The organism is Cryobacterium sp. TS_SC_7 (assembly GCF_056156285.1).
In genome coordinates, this window is the sequence record NZ_CM149589.1 from 2186728 (window position 1) to 2203245 (window position 16518).

19 protein-coding genes are annotated in these 16518 nt (G+C 68.3%); 3 read left to right on the top strand and 16 right to left on the bottom strand.

Features of this window, described 5'->3' with window-relative positions; translation table 11 throughout:
- The first annotated feature begins 59 nt into the window (after positions 1-59).
- Together AC0J5J_RS10005 and AC0J5J_RS10010 are read left to right on the top strand one after the other, a co-directional pair.
- Positions 60-491 carry an Asp23/Gls24 family envelope stress response protein gene (locus AC0J5J_RS10005; protein ID WP_134424655.1) on the top strand — a complete coding sequence of 144 codons (432 nt, stop codon included), beginning with the start codon at positions 60-62 and terminating at the stop codon, positions 489-491.
- A gap of 65 nt (positions 492-556) precedes the next feature.
- A complete protein-coding gene (locus tag AC0J5J_RS10010) occupies positions 557-823 on the top strand; it encodes a GlsB/YeaQ/YmgE family stress response membrane protein (RefSeq protein WP_134424654.1) in 267 nt (88 codons plus the stop codon).
- Positions 824-930: 107 nt separating this feature from the next.
- On the opposite strand, the gene AC0J5J_RS10015 is transcribed toward AC0J5J_RS10010, so the two are convergent.
- From AC0J5J_RS10015 to AC0J5J_RS10025, 3 genes are all read right to left on the bottom strand, one after another.
- Positions 931-1452: a DinB family protein gene (locus tag AC0J5J_RS10015; RefSeq protein ID WP_474897820.1), complete on the bottom strand. Its 522-nt coding sequence runs from the start codon at positions 1450-1452 to the stop codon at positions 931-933.
- Between the two features lie 38 nt (positions 1453-1490).
- Positions 1491-2810: a serine hydrolase domain-containing protein gene (locus AC0J5J_RS10020; protein WP_474897822.1), complete on the bottom strand. Its 1320-nt coding sequence runs from the start codon at positions 2808-2810 to the stop codon at positions 1491-1493.
- A 154-nt stretch (positions 2811-2964) separates the two neighbouring features.
- Positions 2965-4275, bottom strand: a complete 1311-nt coding sequence (locus AC0J5J_RS10025; RefSeq protein WP_134424651.1) for an ATP-dependent DNA helicase — start codon at positions 4273-4275, stop codon at positions 2965-2967.
- Between the two features lie 110 nt (positions 4276-4385).
- On the opposite strand from AC0J5J_RS10025, the gene AC0J5J_RS10030 reads away from it, so the two are divergent.
- The gene (locus AC0J5J_RS10030; RefSeq protein WP_474897823.1) at positions 4386-5429 is read left to right on the top strand and encodes a hypothetical protein; all 1044 of its coding nucleotides are present in this window, start codon (positions 4386-4388) and stop codon (positions 5427-5429) included.
- Positions 5430-5450: 21 nt separating this feature from the next.
- Here AC0J5J_RS10030 and AC0J5J_RS10035 read toward each other — a convergent pair whose 3' ends face one another.
- The 13 genes from AC0J5J_RS10035 to AC0J5J_RS10095 form a co-directional block, all read right to left on the bottom strand.
- Positions 5451-7457 carry a bifunctional copper resistance protein CopD/cytochrome c oxidase assembly protein gene (locus AC0J5J_RS10035; RefSeq protein WP_474897825.1) on the bottom strand — a complete coding sequence of 669 codons (2007 nt, stop codon included), beginning with the start codon at positions 7455-7457 and terminating at the stop codon, positions 5451-5453.
- A gap of 89 nt (positions 7458-7546) precedes the next feature.
- The gene (locus AC0J5J_RS10040) at positions 7547-7834 is read right to left on the bottom strand and encodes an HU family DNA-binding protein (protein ID WP_104099750.1); all 288 of its coding nucleotides are present in this window, start codon (positions 7832-7834) and stop codon (positions 7547-7549) included.
- A gap of 277 nt (positions 7835-8111) precedes the next feature.
- Entirely contained in the window at positions 8112-8417 is a 306-nt protein-coding gene (rpsN, locus tag AC0J5J_RS10045) for a 30S ribosomal protein S14 (RefSeq protein ID WP_134364793.1), read from the bottom strand.
- Positions 8418-8419: 2 nt separating this feature from the next.
- The gene (gene rpmG, locus AC0J5J_RS10050; RefSeq protein WP_104099752.1) at positions 8420-8587 is read right to left on the bottom strand and encodes a 50S ribosomal protein L33; all 168 of its coding nucleotides are present in this window, start codon (positions 8585-8587) and stop codon (positions 8420-8422) included.
- Positions 8587-8823, bottom strand: a complete 237-nt coding sequence (rpmB, locus tag AC0J5J_RS10055) for a 50S ribosomal protein L28 (RefSeq protein ID WP_104099753.1) — start codon at positions 8821-8823, stop codon at positions 8587-8589. The genes rpmG and rpmB overlap by 1 nt, the downstream gene beginning before the upstream one ends.
- Before the next feature lie 278 nt (positions 8824-9101).
- Positions 9102-9500, bottom strand: a complete 399-nt coding sequence (locus AC0J5J_RS10060) for a Fur family transcriptional regulator (protein ID WP_134424753.1) — start codon at positions 9498-9500, stop codon at positions 9102-9104.
- Positions 9494-10300 carry a metal ABC transporter permease gene (locus AC0J5J_RS10065; RefSeq protein WP_134424649.1) on the bottom strand — a complete coding sequence of 269 codons (807 nt, stop codon included), beginning with the start codon at positions 10298-10300 and terminating at the stop codon, positions 9494-9496. Before AC0J5J_RS10065 ends, AC0J5J_RS10060 begins: the two co-directional genes overlap by 7 nt.
- Entirely contained in the window at positions 10300-11214 is a 915-nt protein-coding gene (locus AC0J5J_RS10070; RefSeq protein ID WP_134424648.1) for a metal ABC transporter permease, read from the bottom strand. The genes AC0J5J_RS10065 and AC0J5J_RS10070 overlap by 1 nt, the downstream gene beginning before the upstream one ends.
- A 1-nt stretch (position 11215) precedes the next feature.
- Positions 11216-12007: a metal ABC transporter ATP-binding protein gene (locus AC0J5J_RS10075; RefSeq protein ID WP_134424647.1), complete on the bottom strand. Its 792-nt coding sequence runs from the start codon at positions 12005-12007 to the stop codon at positions 11216-11218.
- Positions 12008-12014: 7 nt separating this feature from the next.
- The gene (locus tag AC0J5J_RS10080) at positions 12015-13046 is read right to left on the bottom strand and encodes a metal ABC transporter substrate-binding protein (RefSeq protein ID WP_474897827.1); all 1032 of its coding nucleotides are present in this window, start codon (positions 13044-13046) and stop codon (positions 12015-12017) included.
- 71 nt (positions 13047-13117) lie between these two features.
- Complete coding sequence (locus AC0J5J_RS10085) at positions 13118-13876, bottom strand: VIT1/CCC1 transporter family protein (protein ID WP_474897829.1); 759 nt, start codon at positions 13874-13876, stop codon at positions 13118-13120.
- 106 nt (positions 13877-13982) lie between these two features.
- Positions 13983-15356 (bottom strand): dihydrolipoamide acetyltransferase family protein, encoded by a 1374-nt coding sequence (locus AC0J5J_RS10090; RefSeq protein WP_474897831.1) that lies wholly within the window; start codon positions 15354-15356, stop codon positions 13983-13985.
- Positions 15357-15484: 128 nt separating this feature from the next.
- Positions 15485-16444 carry an alpha-ketoacid dehydrogenase subunit beta gene (locus AC0J5J_RS10095; protein ID WP_474900212.1) on the bottom strand — a complete coding sequence of 320 codons (960 nt, stop codon included), beginning with the start codon at positions 16442-16444 and terminating at the stop codon, positions 15485-15487.
- Positions 16445-16518 lie beyond the last annotated feature (74 nt).

The following is a 16518-nucleotide window of genomic DNA, read 5'->3' on the forward strand; positions in this document are numbered from 1 at the left end:
CCGTCTTACTAGTGTCGCCCGGGATTCGTCCTGCGCGCCGCAACAGATTGGATCCCACCATGGCTGACCAAAGCATCCCCGCACCCGATTCACAGACCGGGCCGGGAAAGACCGTCATCACCGATGGCGTCGTCGCTAAGGTCGTCGGCATCGCCGCCCGCGAAGTTCCGGGCGTCTACACGCTCGGCGGCAAAGCGGTACGGGCGCTCAGCTCACTCCGCGAGGCGATCAGCGGAGTCGACCTCGCACCCGGCGTGAGCGTCACTGTGGAGAACGGAGCGGCATCCGTCGCCATCTCCATCGTTGTCGAATACCCGCACGAACTGCAGAAGGTGGCCGGCGACGTTCGCTCCGCCATCCAGAACGCGATCGAGACGATCGTCGGCATGCAGGTCAGAGACGTCGAGGTGACCGTCAGGGACGTGCACCAGGCGTCAGACGATGACACCGACTCGGACTCCGACGAGGCAGACACCGTTCTGCCCGACTAGTCCCACCCAGCTTCACTTCACCCCTCACCAGTACGCAACCAAGCAGAAAGACTCAAGGACAAATTATGGGCTTCATCGGATTCCTCATTCTCGGACTCATCGCCGGCGCCATCGCCAAGGCCATCCTCCCGGGCAACCAGGGCGGCGGCTGGGTCATCACCCTCATCCTCGGCGTGCTCGGTGCGTTCCTCGGTGGTTTCCTCGGCTCGGTCATCTTCGGCACCGGACTCGAGAACTTCTTCGACATCTCGACCTGGCTCCTCGCCATCGCCGGCTCCATCATCGTTCTCGTCATCTACGGTGCGCTCACGGGACGCCGTAGCCGCGCCTAAGCCACAGCACAACAAAAAGAACGGGCGCACCATTGGGGGGTGCGCCCGTTTTTTTGTACCCAATTCTCCGGCAACCGGACAGGACAGGCCTGCTGGCTCTGCCGGCGTCAGTCTCCGGCGACGTCGTGCAGGTGATGCACCGGATCGTGCACGAAGTACTGCGCCATCGTGATCACGGTGAACCGGGCGCCATCGCCGCGGCGGCCGGTGCGACCCTGCCGGTCCGGCGGAACAACGGCGAAGGCGTCGGCGACGGATGCTGCGGCCTCGGCGAGTTCACGGGCCACGATCGCCGGCTCCTGCTCGTTGTAGCGCTCGGCCACCGCCGTGGCGTCCTGATCCCAGCTTGGAAAGGCCGGGTCGTCCTCGGCGAGCATGAGCGCCAGGCGGTGGTCGAAGATGCGGAAGACGTCACGCACGTGAGCCGCATACTCAAGGGCGGACCAGGTGTGGTCGTCGGGGCGCCGGGTAACGTCCGGGCGCAGCAGGACCGGCTCCCAGCGCGCCGCGTTTTCGCGCACCAACCCCGGGATCCGATCGAAGGCGGCCTCGGCTGCGGAGAAACCGCACTCCGGGCAGGGGCGCTCGAGCACCCAGGTCCAATCCTTGACGTCCGCGATGATTGCCATGCGGAGATCCTAGCGGCAGGGCCGCGCCTGATGGGGTTCTACTCTGCCCGATCGGGCGGGGGACAGACCGCCGCGGCCCGGATCGCCTCCGCCGCCTGTTCCTCCGACCAGGGCAGGTCCAGTCGGGGTGCCGGTCCATCGCCCCTCGCCGGGGCGGAGGCCGCCACGGCCGCCAGTCGCCGGGCGACGGCCTCGGCGAATCCGCGGCCCGACGTGGAGTTGTTGAACACGACGACAACCGTGAGCCCGCTGTCCGGGTCGGCCATCGCCGCCGAGATGAATCCGGGGATTGCGCCGCTCTGCCCCACCAGCGGGCCGAACCTCTCGGCACCGAGGCCGTGCTGCTGCCAGCCGGGGGCAGCGCCGCCGCTCGGCACGGGCGCCCACTGGGCATCCGTCGTCTGGTCGGTGAGGAGGGTCCCGGCGGCCAGCGCCTGCGCCCAGACTGTGAGGTCGGCGAGATCGGATACCGCGCCGGCGGCCACCCCGCCCGTCGACGGGGACAACTCGGTCACATCGATCATGCTCCCGCAGCGCGCCTCCCCCGCCGGATCGAGCGCTGCGGCGTAGCCGCGGGGGCTCTCTCCCGGGAGCGTCACCTCGTCGGCGGAGGGCAGGCTCGTGGCGGTCATCCCCAGCGGTTCGAACACGTAGTGCCGATAGAGCCACGGCCAGTCACGGCCGGTCGCCTGCTGCAGGGCCAGGCCCAGCAGCACGAGCCCGGTGTCCGACGGCGACCAGATTCCACCGGGCAACGCGACCCGCGGCGCCCCGGTGCCGCTCGCGACGAGCTCCTTCGTCGACCACCGGCGGGTGGGGTTGCTCACGAACTGCGGTGCCAGCAGCGGGGTGTGATCGGCAAGGCCGGACGTGTTGCGGCAGAGCTGCCCGAGGGTGATCCCCTCCAGACCCACCATCCGGGGAAGGTAGGTCGACACAGGGTCGTCGAGCCGCACCTCGCCCTCCTCGACCAGCCGGAGCAGAACGGTGCAGGTCAGCGCGGTGGTGTTGGTGCCGATCCGGAAGCTCATCTCCGGGGTGAGCGGGCCGGGAGACGTGGCCGACGCCGAGCCGGGTGCCGCCACCCAACTGCCGGCCCACGGCGCCCAGACCCCCGCAAGCGCCCCGGTCGCACCGGCCAGGGTCTTCGCTTCGATGAGCACGGCCTCCAGCCGAGCCGTGACCTCGGCCGAGAAGGGAAGCTGAGCCTGCCTGCGCGCCTCGGGGAACGCATCCGCTGCGGAGGTGCACGCCGTCAGTACCAGTGCGGCCCCCAGAGCGAGAGCCGGTACCCGATGGTGCCGGGGCTGACCCGTGCGGGGCGGTGTGTGGCCGTTCGTTGCCCGTCCGAGATTCATGGCCTGGCCCCCATCGCGTCGCGGTCAGGGACTCCCCCTGCACGAGGGAGTGTACCCACGCCGCGGCCCGGCCTCTGCCCCTTGCCACCCTGACGAATTCGTCAGAGGCAGGTGCCGGAAGCACGCTGCCGCCCGGGGCGACTGCCGGGTATACCTAGTCGGCGGGGGTGACCGGGCGGGCGGCGGCGGGACGCGGGCCGCGCATGAACCGTTTCACGTTCTCGTCGACGATCATGTCGCTCGGGCGCAGCGGACGGGTCAGGTAGAGGCCGTCCAGGCTCGTCAGCCGGCTGAGGGCCACGTAGGTCTGTCCAGGGCTGAACACGCGTGCCCCGAGGTCGACGACCGCCCGCTCGTAGGTGGCACCCTGTGACTTGTGGATGGTGACCGCCCACGCCAGCCGCAGCGGGAACTGGGTGAACTCGGCCACGACGTCTTTGCGCAGCTTCTTGGTCGTCGGGTTATAGGTGTACTTGAACTTCTCCCACACCGCTGGTTCCACCTCGTGCGTCTCGCCGTCGATGTCGACGTAGACCGTGGAATCGACGCGGGTGACGGTGCCGATGCTGCCGTTCACCCAGCGCGGCCCGCCATCCTGATTGGAGTCGTTGCGCAGGAACATGACCTGGGCGCCGACCTTCAGCTCGAGCACCTCGTCGGCAGGGAACGTGCGCCCGCCGAAGTCACCGGTGACGTCCGCCTTGGCGGTGAGCGCCTTGCCGGACAGCCGCTTCAGGGCGGATGCGTTGATGCGGTTCACGGAATCGTTGCGGGTGGCCAGCGTGATCACGCCCTCGCTGGGCGGGGTGCGGGCACCCGCGGCGTTGAGGGCGCCACCGATCTCGGCCGTGACCTGTCCGTGACGCACCGCGTTGAGCATGTGTTTGAAGTCGGCGTCGCGCTGGCGGTGCACCTCGGTGAGCTCGAAGATGCGCAGGTCCGCGCCCTGCCACACCTTCGCGTCGAAGAACCACATCGACCGGTAGGTGTCTGCGAAGTACGCGCGCTCGTCGGAGTCTCCCGGCACCGGGGCCAGCTGGTAGGGGTCGCCGAACAGTACGATCTGCGCGCCGCCGAAGGTGTCGTTCGGACGCTGCCGCGCCTGACGCAGGCTGCGGTCGATCGCATCCATCAGGTCGGCGTTGACCATGGACACCTCGTCGATGACGACGGTGTCGATGGTGTTGAGCAGTTTGCGCACCTGGTCGGACTGATCGATCGCATTGTCGGCGATGACGCCGATCGGCAGGCGGAACAGCGAGTGGATGGTCTGGCCGCCCACATTCAGCGCCGCGACCCCGGTGGGAGCGGCGATCACGATCTGCTTGCTCGTGTTCCAGGACAGGTGGTTCAGGAGCGTCGACTTGCCGGTGCCGGCCCGCCCCGTGACGAACACGTTCTGCTTTGTGCCCTCGATGGCCTGGAACACTTCGGCCTGCTCACGCGACAGTGGAATCTCAGACACGGCGGCGCTTTCGATGGGTTCGGACGGGACATACCACTGTATCCGGCCCGGCTGCACGCGACCGTCCCGCTTGACGGGTCCGTGGAGAACCCGCCCCGTAGGATGTGGGAGTGGGCAACCGGGACGGCAGGCGACAGCGCAACCAGCGGCGAGCGCTCGTGGCCGTGGTGCTGATCGCGGCTCTCCTCGGCGCGGCTCTGGTGGCGACGATCGGTTCACTCAACCGCGACCTCTACAGCGCCAGCGGCTTCGTGCGGCAGTACCTCGACGCCCTGGCCCGCCAGGACACCGCCAGCGCGCTCCTGCTGCCCGGGGTCACCCCCACGAAGGCGCAACTGGACGCGGACGCGCTGCCGCAGAACCTCCCCGAGACTCTGCTGCGGGACTCGGTGCTCGGTGAGCTCACCGACATCCGTCTCACCGGCGACGAGGAGACGACGCCGGGCCACCACACGGTCAGCTACGAATTCCAACTCGACGACGCCCCCGCGACGATGACCTTCGAGGTGGAGAGCGCAGGCACCTTCTTCGGCGTCTTCGACAGCTGGCGCTTCGAGACCAGCCCCCTGGCCGTGCTGCAGGTGACCGTGCTGCACCAGGCGACGTTCTCGGTCAACCGGCTCACTCTCGACACGCGTGCGCACGCCGCGGACGACGCACCGGCAACGTTCTCGAACCAGGCGGACTACCTGGCCTTCGCCCCCGCGGTGTACTCGTTCGGGCACACCTCCCCGCTGCTGGACGCGGTCCCGCAATCGGTGCCGGTCACGGCCTCCGGGCCGACGGATGTCACGGTCGACGCCCAGCCCAACGACCAATTCCTCAGTCAGGTCCAGACCGAGCTGGACCGTTTCCTCGACGACTGCACCACGCAGCAGGTGCTGCAGCCCTCGAACTGCCCGTTCGGCATCGAGATCGACGACCGGGTTCTGGACGACCCGATCTGGTCCATCGCCCAGTACCCGGCGGTCACCCTGACGGCCGGCGACACCACGTTCGACATGCCGGACACCGCAGGGCAGGCGCACATCGTGGTCAAGGTGCAGTCGCTCTTCGACGGCGACGTCGTCGTGCGAGACGAGGACGTGGCCTTCTCCGTCGGCATCAGCGTGACCGTGAACCCGAACGGCTCGCTCGCCCTCCAGCTGCGCTGAGCGTCACGCCGGGCGTACCGCTCACTCCACGCGGTCGCGGTCGGCCAGCCGGGCGAGGGCCGCGTTGTACCGGATCAGTTCGGCGTCGCCGGTGCGGTCCGCGTTGCGGTCCTTACGGCGGGTTTCCTTCGCGTCGCTGCGGCTCCACTGGATCGCCACCGCGATCGCCAGGGCGATCGTCGGGATCTCACCGACGCTCCAGGCGATCCCGCCGCCCATCTGCTGGTCCTCGATGCCGCTGAGACCCCAGTCCCGTCCCATGGCCCCGTACCAGTCGGCCAGAAGCAGACCGGTGCCGGTCATCATGGTCACACCGAAGAAGGCGTGGAAAGCCATGGTGCCGAGCAGGAGCAGCAGGCGACCGGCATAGGGCAGGCGGTACGGCACCGGGTCGATGCCGATCAGCGACTGCACGAACAGGTAGCCGGTGATCAGGAAGTGCACGATCATCCACTCGTGGCCGATGTGGTCCGTCGTCGCCCAGCTGAACAACGCCGAGTAGTAGAACACCCACAGCGACCCGGCGAAGAGCACGGCCGCGACGAGCGGGTTGGCCAGGAAACCCGCGTACCGGGAGTGCACGGCCAGCAGGATCCACTCGCGCGGGCCGCGGCTGTCGTCCTGGCGCTTGCGGATGGCGCGTGCGGCCAGGGTGACCGGCGCCCCCGGCACCAGGAAGACCGGAACGAGCATGGTCAGGGCCATGTGCATGAGCATGTGCGAGGAGAAGAGGTACTTCGCGTAGAGGTTCGCACCGCCGTTGGTGATGTAGAACAGGATGAGCATGCCGATCACCCAGAGCACGGTGCGGAAGAGCGGCCACTTGTCGCCGCGGCGGTGCAGGCGGCGCACCCCGGCCAGGTAGAAGAAGATCGCGAACGCACAGAACAGCACCCAGGCCAGGTCGAAGTTCCACTCGGTGAAGTACCGGCTGAACGTCAGCGGTGGCGGCAGCAGCTCCCCGGTCAGGATCTGCGCGGGCGTTGAGGTGGGGATCTCGGTCGCCGTGATCTGTTCCACCGGAGTGGCGGTCTTGGCCAGCGCGGCAGCGGCGCCGGAGGCGATTCCCATGAACGCCAATTCGGACACGACGAGCCACCAGAACCAGACACCGGCGCGCGGGGCCGAACCCGGCGACGGCGTGGGAGTGCTCCGCAGCATCCGGCCGATCAGGAACCGGCGTTGCAGCACGCCGAACCCGCCGAGCGCGGTGAGCGCGAGCACCTTGACCAGCACGAGGACGCCGTAGGGCGTCAGCAGGCGGTCCCAGGCACCCAGGCGCAGTTCGGCGCCGACGTAGCCGGACGCGGCGACCACGATGAAGCTGACTAGGGCGAGCGACGAGTAGCGGGCCAGCACCACGCCGATGCGGCCGCCCGCCAGCTGCTTCTGCAGCACGATGATCGTCAACAGGCCGCCCAGCCACACCGCGGCGAAGGCCAGGTGCAGACCCAGGGCGGTGATGGCCACGTCGTGCCCCTCCGCGCCGGCTGCGTGACCCTGCAGGGCCATCGGAACCAGAGCGCCGACGGCGAGGACCGCGACGAAGATCAGGCCGGTCAGAGAGCGCACAGCGAAGCACAGCACGGTCACGAAGGCGGCTATCAGGGTGGTGGCCAGCCAGGCCTGCCCGATGGCGATGTCGCTGAAGAACTGTCCGGCGGTGGCGCTGAACCGGTCGTCGAAGCTGAGCGGGATCGTGGTCACCTGCAGGAAGGTGAAGAAGCCGGTGAGGGCGGATGCCACGGTGAACACGGCGGCGGAGCCGGCGGCGAAATCGAGGGCCGCGTTGTACTCGCTCTCCCTGGGGCTCAACGCGAAGAGGGTGAGCACGAGGGCGCCGATCGTGCCCGCGGCACTGATGTTGACGAGCACCTTGGCCAGCGGCAGACCCCAGCGCACGACAGGCCCAGGATCGGCCAGCAGCTGGGCCGTGGCGCCTCCGCCGTAGGCGAGAGCGACGAGCGTCGTCAGCGTGGCCACCAGCAGGAGCACTACCGGACCGAGAATCCGCACGAGACGAGGCACTGACTCAGCCTAACCGTGCCCGGTGGACGCGGGCTGCACACGCAAAACAGGGCGCCGACCGAAGTCGACGCCCTGTTCTCTTGTGGAACCTACTTGGCGGCAGCCTTGAGCTTGCTACCAGCGGTCAGCTTGACGCGGTGGCCCGCGGCGATGGCGATCTCTTCGCCGGTCTGCGGGTTGCGGCCGGTGCGCGCTGCGGTAGCGGTGCGCTCGACTCCGAGCCAGCCCGGGATCGTGACCTTGCCGTCGTTCGCGACGGTGTCGGCGAGAGTTGCAAAGAAAGCGTTCAGAACGCTGTCAACTGCAGCCTGGCTCTGGCCAGAGTCTGCGGCAACCTTGGCAACGAGCTCGGTCTTGTTCAGCGACTTGTCAGCCATTGAGTGTCCTCCTCGGACCTTTGTCTGTAAAAACAGGTATTCACGTATTGCGGGCGACGCTCCGGGGAGCGACTCCGTTTGGCCGGTTGGACCGGGTTGAATCTAGCAGAGATCCGCGGAATTCCGCGGATTTGCGGCGTTTCCAGCCGGTTTGGCTCCCGGAACGGCTCCATTTTCGCTGTGCGCGAAAAAAGAGAGAGGATGCCGACCGAAGTCGACATCCTCTCTCATTCAGAACCGAGGTTCCGGGTGGCCGCCGAAGCGGCCGCGTGCGGTGTTACCAGCTGGACTTGGTGATGCCGGGCAGTTCGCCACGGTGAGCCATGTCGCGGAAACGTACGCGCGAGATTCCGAACTTGCTGAGGTGTCCACGGGGACGACCGTCAACCGCGTCGCGGTTGCGCAGGCGGACCGGCGACGCGTTGCGGGGAAGCTTCTGCAGGCCGAGGCGAGCAGCTTCACGCGACTCGTCGGTGCCGGCCGGGTCAACGAGGGCCTTCTTGAGCTCAAGGCGCTTCGCGGCGTAGCGCTCGACGATAACCTTGCGCTGGTTGTTCTTGGCAATCATGCTCTTCTTCGCCATTTTTAGCGCTCCTCACGGAAGTCAACGTGCTTGCGCACTACGGGATCGTACTTCTTGAGTACGAGACGGTCGGGGTCGTTGCGACGGTTCTTCTTGGTCACGTACGTGTAACCGGTGCCGGCCGTCGAACGGAGCTTGATGATCGGGCGAACGTCATGCTGCTTGGCCATTAGATTTTCTCCCCACGGGCGAGAAGGTCCTTGACGACCGACTCAATGCCACGAGCGTCGATGACCTTGATGCCCTTGACGGACAGGGTCAGCGTGACGTTGCGACGAAGCGACGGTACGTAGTACTTCTTGGTCTGGACGTTCGGGTCGAAACGACGCTTGGTGCGTCGGTGCGAGTGTGAAATGTTGTGTCCGAAGCCGGGAACGGCTCCGGTCACCTGGCAAGTAGCTGCCATGGTTCTCCTCCAATACCGAAGGGCGAATGCCCTTCCCAAGATCTCTTGTCGGCTGGCACGACGTCAGCTCCGCAGAAGCGAAGACGAGGCGAGCCAGCAGTGCACGCACAGATATGCGCAGCAGCGTTCAACATTACGCGGTGCGCTCCCCCGGCGCAAACCCAACCAATTCGACGGAGATTTTGCCGGTTGACGCCCCACAACAGGCAAAACTGGGTTGTGGGGGCAAAATCTCCGTCGAATTCGTTCGGGGCGGAGACCCGGGCGCGGGCGTTCCGCTAGTCGACGGATGCCGCGGAACAGGCCGCGCAGAGACCGAACACGTCGACAACGTGGGCAGCCTGGGTGAAACCGTGCTCGGCGGCGACGTTGTTCGCCCAGTTCTCGACGGCATCCACTTCGATCTCGATGGTGAGCCCGCAATTGCGGCAGATCAGGTGGTGGTGGTGGTCGGTCGTGCTGCAGGCACGGTAGAGCGCCTCCCCGTCGGGCGACTGCAGGGAGTCTGCCTCGCCCTCGCCGGCCAGGTCGGCCAGGGCCCGGTACACCGTGGCCAGTCCGATGGGCGAACCGGTGGCGTGCAGGCCTGCGTGCAGACCCTGGGCGCTGACGAATCCCTCGGTCTCGCTGAGCGCGGTGCGCACGGCCTCACGCTGCCAGGTGTTTCGCTTCATGATCTCAACCGTAACCGCGCCCGGAGTAGCCGGCGACCGCCGAGGGCCAGCAGGAAGAAGGCGGCCGCCGTGAGGGCGATCGCCGGCCCCGCGGCCACGTCGATCGCCCGGGACAGCAGCACGCCGATGAGGCCGGCGGCCGCGCCCAGCAGCGGCGCCGCCACCAGGATCTGCGCGGTGGTGCGCATGACCAGTCGGGCGGCGGCCGCGGGCGCCGCGATCAGTGCGATCGCGAGGATCGCGCCGACGGCCGGCATGGCGGTGACCACGGTGGCCGTGATCAGGGCGAGGGTGAGCAGCTCGATCGGCCACTCCCGGAATCCGGCGGCGCGGAATCCGCTCGGGTCGAAGGTGGAGAACAGGATCTCCTTGCCCAGCAGCACGATCACAGCCAGAGCCACCCCGAGCACTCCGACGGCCAGGGCGAGGTCGCCGGTGGTGACGGTGAGGATCGACCCGACCAGATAGGAGTCGACCTGCACCGGCAGCGACGGGTTGAGGGCTTGCAGCAGCACGCCGAGCGCGAAGCCCGCGGTGAGAAGGATGCCCGACGCCACCTGGCTGCCCTGCCGCTTGACCCGGCCGATCAGGGTCATGATCCCCACGATCAGAATGCTCGCCAGGGCCGCGCCGAGCGGGATGCTCACGCCGACGATGGTGGCGGCCACTGCGCCCGGGAAGGTGGCGTGGGTGAGGGCCTGGGCGAAGAAGGTGCGGCGGCGCAGTACGACCACCGCGCCGACCAGGCCGCTGAGGGCGCCGATCACCGCGGCGGCCAGGAGCGCCTTCTCGAAATAGCCCATCAGCGCACCGCCTGGTTGGATGCCGGTCGGTTCTCCGGTTCCGGCAGGCGGCGCTGCCGCATCCGCCGGAGCCCGTCGACGGCCAGGCGCAGAACCAGCACCACGGCATAGCCGGTGACCAGGACCAGCACCACCGTGGCGCCGCTGGGCAGGTCGAGGCCGGCCTGAACGGAGGCCTGGAACCCCAGAACGAGCCCGAGCCACGCCCCGACGGCGGCGAAGCCGGCGGCGATCGGGAAGAGCAGCCACAGCCGGGTCGTGACCAGGCGGGCCACGGCGCCGGGCACGATCAGAACGGCCAGCACGAGCAGGTTTCCGACGGCACTGGATGCCGCGACGACGACGAGCGCGATCGCCACGTTGAGCACGAGGTCGAGCACCAGCGTGCGGTAGCCGGCTGCCGCGAAACCGATCTGGTCGAACGCGCGGAACACCTCCTCCTTGAGCGTCAGCCCGATCAGGATCAGCGCCACGAGGCAGATGACGACGGTCTGCACGACCTCGGTCGGGCTGACCGTGAGGAGGCGGCCGAAGAGGAGTTGCTCCAGCTGGCCGACGTAGTTCGTCTCGCGCGAGACCAGGATGATGCCGACGCTGAACATGGCGGTGAAGACGATGGCGATCGCGGCATCCGAGGACACGGACTGGCGCACGATCAGGGTGAGGATGACGGCGGCGAAGAGCGCGGCGACCATCGCCCCGGCGAACAGGCCCTCGCGCCCACCCCAGACGAAGCCGATCGCGATTCCGGGGAAGACCGCGTGGGTCAGGCCGTCGCTGATGAATTCGAGGCCGCGCAGATTGACCAGCACACCGACCACGCCGGCCACCAGGCTGAGTGCCGCGAGCACGATCAGGGCCCGCGCCATGAACGGAAGGGCGAAAGCGTCGAACAGTGGTGCGAGAACGTCCATGTCAGTGCCCGGTGTGGCCGGGCACGACCACGGTGTGCTCGTCGATTTCGACGCCGACCTCCCGGAAGGTGCGCTGCACGTTCTCCAGGACCAGCACCGAGTTACGCGGCCCGAAGGCCACCTGGGTGCCGTTGAGCAACAGCACCTGTTCGCAGACCTCGCGGGCGAGCTGCAGGTCGTGGGTGGACACGACCACGGCCACACCCTCGGCTTTCAGGCGGTTCACCGTGCCGACGAGGGCGTCCCGGTTCTGCTGGTCGAGGCCGTTGAACGGTTCGTCGAGCAGTAACAGCCGGGGGCCGGAGGCCACGGCCCGAGCGAGCAGCCCGCGCTGCTGCTGGCCGCCGGAGAGTTCGCCGAAGCGGGTCTTGGCCCGGTGCGCGAGCCCCACGGCCTCGAGCGCGTGGGCCACGGCCTGTCGGTCGCGCTTGCCGGGCAGGCGCAGCCAGCCCAGCGAGCGGTAGCGGCCCATCATCACGACCTGTTCGAGAGTGACCGGGAACTGCTGGTCGATCTCGTCGGCCTGGGGCACGTAGCCGATCGACCCGACCGGGGCCGGGTAGGACCCCAGCACCTCGACGGTGCCGCCCACCCGCTGGATCAGCCCGAGGATGCCCTTGAGCAGCGTGGACTTGCCGGAACCGTTGGGCCCGATCAGCGCCACGGCCTCGCCGGCGTGCACCTCGAAGTCGATGTCGGCCAGGGCCGGCTTCTGGCCGTAGGAGAAGGAGGCCCCCGCCACCTTGAGCGCCAGGGGGGCACTCGGCCGTACTTGAGAAGGGTTCTCGATCACTGACTAACTATCGCAGGTCTGCGGGCACCGCGGTGGGCTCGGCGCCCCAGGACTCCAGCATTAGGGTGACGTTGTGCAGTTGCGAGCCGATGTAGGTGGCACCGTCGCTGCCCGCCTTGCCGAGTGAGTCGCTGTAGAGAGCGTCGTCGCCGGAGTACACCGTGACGCCGGCTTCGGCGGCGATGGTGTCGGCGGCCTTGGGGCTGATCGACGCCTCGGAGAAGACGGCCTTCACGCCCGTCTCCTGGATGGCGGCGACGAGCGCGTCGATGGCGGCCGCGCTGGGTTCGGCGTTGTCGTCGAAACTCGGGATGATCGAGCCGACGTAGGTCACGTCGTAGGCCGCGGTGAAGTAGCCGAACGCATCGTGATTGCTCACGAACAGGCGCTGGTCGGCCGGAACGGCGTCGATGTTGGCGCGGATCCACTCGTCGAGCTGGGTGAGCCGCCCGGTGTACGCGGCGGCGTTGGCGTCGAAGGCGGTGGCCAGGTCCGGTTTCGCGTCCGCCAGGCCCGCGGCGATGGTTCCGACCATGGTCTCGGCGTTGGAGACGTCAGTCCAGATGTGCGGGTTGCCGCCCTCATGGGCGTGCTCGGCGTCATCCGTCTCGGTCGTGTCGTCGGCGTGGTTCTCCTCGTCGGCGTGCTCGTCGCCGGCCGCGACGTCCTGGATCTCGATCCCCATGTCCGAGTCGATGGTCACGCCGTCGAAGCCGCTGGCGCTGATCGCGTCGTCGAGCCACTCTTCGAGGCCGACGCCGTTGATCACGAGCACGTCGGCGTTGCCGAGGGCCGTCAGGTCGGCCACCGAGGGGTCGTAGCTGTGCGCGCTCTGGTTGGGCTGGATGAGCTGGGTCAGCGACACACCCTCGGTGTCACCGACGACGTTGCGGGTGAGGTCCGCCACCTGGGTGGTCGTCGCGACCACCTGGAGCTCACCGGCGCCGGCGTCGGCGGAACTGCCGGCCGGCGTGCAGCCGGCCAGGGTCACTGCGGCGACGGCGGCCAGGGCGGGGAGGACGAATCGTTTCTTGATCACACGACGACGCTACGCCTAATGATAATGATTGTCAACACCAATAGGGCCGTTCAGCGCGTGCCGAGGCCGGTTCAGACGACGCCGGACGTGCCGAGCAGAGACCCGATCAGGAAGGTGACGACGAGCGCCGCGGCGCCGCCGAGCACGACCCGGATGGTCGCGCGGAGCTTGGGGCTGCCGCCGAGGTGGGCGCCGGTCATGCCCAGCGCGGCGAGCGCGATGAGCACGGCGCCGAACGTGATCGGGATGCGCACGCTCGTGGGCAGAAGCAGGATGGCCAGGAAGGGGAGCAGTGCGCCGAGGGTGAAGGCCGCGGCCGAGACCCAGGCTGCGTGCCAGGCGCTGACGACGTCGTCCTCGGCGATGTTGTGCTCGGCGAGCAGGTGGGCACGCACCGGATCGATCGCGGTGAACTCCACGGCGACCTGCCGGGCCGTGGCGGGGGCGAGTCCCTGCTTTTCGTAGAGTTGCGCGAGCTCGTCGAGTTCCCCCTCGGGATCGACGCTGAGCTCGCGCTTCTCGCGCTCGATCAGGGTGCGCTGGCTGTCACTCTGGCTGCTGACCGAGACGTACTCACCGAGGGCCATCGAGATGGCCCCGCCGACGAGACCGGCGGTGCCTGCCGCTGCAATGGCAGCGGTGGAACCGGTCGCCCCGGCCACGCCGACGACGAGGGCCGCGACGGAGACGATTCCGTCATTGGCGCCGAGCACCCCGGCCCGCAGCCAGTTCAGCCGGCCGGCATGGCTCTCGGTGCGCTTCGGCTCGGCGACAGGGACAGCGACCGAGGGGGTGAGGACAACGGATGCGGCGGGGGCGAGGGTGGTCATCCGACCATCAGAACACAGGGTGCCACCCCGCCGCCAGCGTGGAAAGCCTTACCTCACCGGTAAGCAAAAAAGCTGGTGAGGCAAGGCTTTCTTTACCTGCAAGCGATTACTCGAGCAGCAGTGCGGGTTCCTCGATGATGCTCGCGACATCCGCCAGGAAGCGGCTCGCGACGTCGCCGTCGACGACCCGGTGGTCGAAGCTGGCGCCGATGGTCGTCACCTGGCGCACCCGCACCTCACCGTCGACGACCCACGGTTTGGGCTTGATCGTGCCCAGGGCGACGATCCCGGCCTCGCCGGAGTTGAGGATGGGCGTGCCGGTGTCCATGCCGAAGACCCCGATATTGGTGATCGTGATCGTGCCGTTCGCCATGTCGGCCGGTGCGGTCTTGCCGTCGCGGGCCGTGATTGTGAGCTTCTCGAGGGCTCGCGCCAGCTCCAGCAGGCTCATGTCCTGCGCTTCCTTCACGTTGGGCACGATCAACCCGCGAGGGGTGGCCGCGGCGATCCCCAGATTGACGTAGTGCTTGATCACGATTTCCTCGTCGGTGAAGACCGAGTTGACCGTGGGGTTGCGCCGCACCGCCCAGATCATGGCCTTGGCCATGATCAGCATCGGTGACACGCGCACACCGGCGAAGTCGGCGGAGGCCTTGAGCCGCTTCACGAACTCCATGGTGCGGGTGGCGTCCACATCGACGAACAGGCTCACATGCGGCGCGGAGAAGGCGCTCGACACCATGGCCTGGGCGATGGCCTTGCGCACACCCTTGACCGGGATGCGCTCCTCACGGTCGCTGGGCCATTCGGGCGTCTGGATGTTGCGGAACACGCTGGCCTGGGTGGCCTCCCGCAACACGTCCTCCCGCGTGACGTCGCCGACCGGGCCGGTCGCCTCGACCAGCAGCAGGTCGACCCCGAGGTCCTTGGCCAGCTTGCGGATCGGCGGCTTGGCGACGACGGGTCCGGCGGATGCCGCGCGCGGCAACTGCGGCAACGGCTGGGCGGCCGGGCGCTGCGGCAGGGCCGACGGCGCGATCGTCTCGTGGGCGACGGGGGCGGTGCCGTGGCGCTTGCGCCGGGTGGGCATGGTGGCCGCTGCGCCGCGCCCGACCAGGACCGCACCCTGCGTCTCAGCCGGCTCGTCCGTGATGGTGGAACCGGCATCCGCTGCGGCCACGGCCAGCTCGCCGGGGCCGGCGACGGGCGCACCGCCGGGCACCACGGCGACGGTGACGGTTTCGGACACGATCGTGATGATCACCGTTCCGACATCGACGGTCGTGCCGGGCTGCACCAGAATCTCACCGACCACACCGACGAACGGCGACGGGAGCTCGACGAGCGACTTGGCCGTCTCGATCTCGACCAGAACCTGGTTGATCGAGACGGTGTCTCCGGGGGCGACCCGCCATTCCACGATTTCGGCCTCGGTGAGACCCTCGCCGACGTCGGGCAATGTGAATTTCGACACGCTCATCGAGTGCGCTCCTTGCGGTTGGTGAGGCGAGAGTGGCCGTTCCGGTCGAGAGTGACCCGCAGAACGGGCACTCTCGACCGGAAAGGTGACTGTCGGTGGAGCTGTGGGGTCATCAGCGGGCGGGGGGATCAGTAGGAGAGGGCGCGGTCGACGGCCTCGAGCACGCGGTCCGGGCTGGGCAGGAAATGCGTCTCCACGGCGGCCGGCGGGAACGGGGTGTCGAAGCCGGAGACGCGCAGCACGGGAGCCTCGAGCAGGTAGAACGCCTTCTCCATGACGGTGGCGGCGATCTCCGATCCGACGCTGACGAAGCCGTGGGCCTCCTGGGCCACGACCAGGTGCCCGGTCTTCTCGACCGACGCAAGGATGGGTCCGTAGTCGATCGGCGAGATCGAGCGCAGGTCGATGACCTCGATGCTGGTGCCCTCCACTGCCGCGAGCTCCGCGGCTTGCAGCAGAACGCTGACCATGGCGCCGTGGCCGACGACGGTGGCATCCGTGCCGCTGCGCACCACGCGGCTGGCGTGCAGGGCCGCCCCGCTGTCGGCCAGGTTCACCTCGCCCTTGGGCCAGTAGCGGCTCTTGGGCTCGAAGAAGATGACCGGGTCGTCGGAGGCGATGGCCTCCTGCATCATCCAGTAGGCGTCGTGCGGGTTCGACGGGCTGACCACACGCAGGCCCGGCGTGTGCGCGAAGTACGTCTCCGGGCTCTCCTGGTGGTGCTCGATCGAACCGATGTGGCCGCCGTAAGGGATGCGGATCACCACGGGCATGATCACTTCGCCCTCGTGCCGGTTGCGCATCCGGGCCAGCTGGCTGGTGATCTGGTCGAAGCCGGGGAACACGAAGCCGTCGAACTGGATCTCGCAGACCGGGCGGTAGCCGCGCAGGGCCAGGCCGATGGCGGTGCCGATGATGCCGGACTCGGCCAGCGGGGTGTCGAGCACGCGCTTGTCGCCGAATTCGGCGAACAGGCCCTCGGTGACGCGGAAGACGCCGCCCAGCGGGCCGATGTCCTCACCCATCAGGAGCACCTTGTGGTCGTCGCGCATAGCCTGGCGGAGACCCGCGTTGAGGGCCTTGGTCATGGGCAGGCTCACCGTGCCCGTGCCGGGAAGGGCCCGCGGGGTGGCGGTCGGCACCACGGGCGCCGCCGCGTGCT

Excerpts from the sequence above, each read along its gene's own strand:
- AC0J5J_RS10065 (WP_134424649.1), bottom strand. The coding sequence starts at position 10,300 with ATGGGCTATTTCGAGAAGGCGCTCCTGGCCGCCGCGGTGATCGGCGCC.
- AC0J5J_RS10005 (WP_134424655.1), top strand. The coding sequence starts at position 60 with ATGGCTGACCAAAGCATCCCCGCACCCGATTCACAGACCGGGCCGGGA.
- AC0J5J_RS10085 (WP_474897829.1), bottom strand. The coding sequence starts at position 13,876 with ATGACCACCCTCGCCCCCGCCGCATCCGTTGTCCTCACCCCCTCGGTC.
- AC0J5J_RS10090 (WP_474897831.1), bottom strand. The coding sequence starts at position 15,356 with ATGAGCGTGTCGAAATTCACATTGCCCGACGTCGGCGAGGGTCTCACC.
- rpsN (WP_134364793.1), bottom strand. The coding sequence starts at position 8,417 with ATGGCGAAGAAGAGCATGATTGCCAAGAACAACCAGCGCAAGGTTATC.
- AC0J5J_RS10010 (WP_134424654.1), top strand. The coding sequence starts at position 557 with ATGGGCTTCATCGGATTCCTCATTCTCGGACTCATCGCCGGCGCCATC.
- AC0J5J_RS10070 (WP_134424648.1), bottom strand. The coding sequence starts at position 11,214 with ATGGACGTTCTCGCACCACTGTTCGACGCTTTCGCCCTTCCGTTCATG.
- AC0J5J_RS10095 (WP_474900212.1), bottom strand. The coding sequence starts at position 16,444 with ATGACCAAGGCCCTCAACGCGGGTCTCCGCCAGGCTATGCGCGACGAC.
- AC0J5J_RS10015 (WP_474897820.1), bottom strand. The coding sequence starts at position 1,452 with ATGGCAATCATCGCGGACGTCAAGGATTGGACCTGGGTGCTCGAGCGC.
- rpmG (WP_104099752.1), bottom strand. The coding sequence starts at position 8,587 with ATGGCCAAGCAGCATGACGTTCGCCCGATCATCAAGCTCCGTTCGACG.
- rpmB (WP_104099753.1), bottom strand. The coding sequence starts at position 8,823 with ATGGCAGCTACTTGCCAGGTGACCGGAGCCGTTCCCGGCTTCGGACAC.
- AC0J5J_RS10040 (WP_104099750.1), bottom strand. The coding sequence starts at position 7,834 with ATGGCTGACAAGTCGCTGAACAAGACCGAGCTCGTTGCCAAGGTTGCC.
- AC0J5J_RS10020 (WP_474897822.1), bottom strand. The coding sequence starts at position 2,810 with ATGAATCTCGGACGGGCAACGAACGGCCACACACCGCCCCGCACGGGT.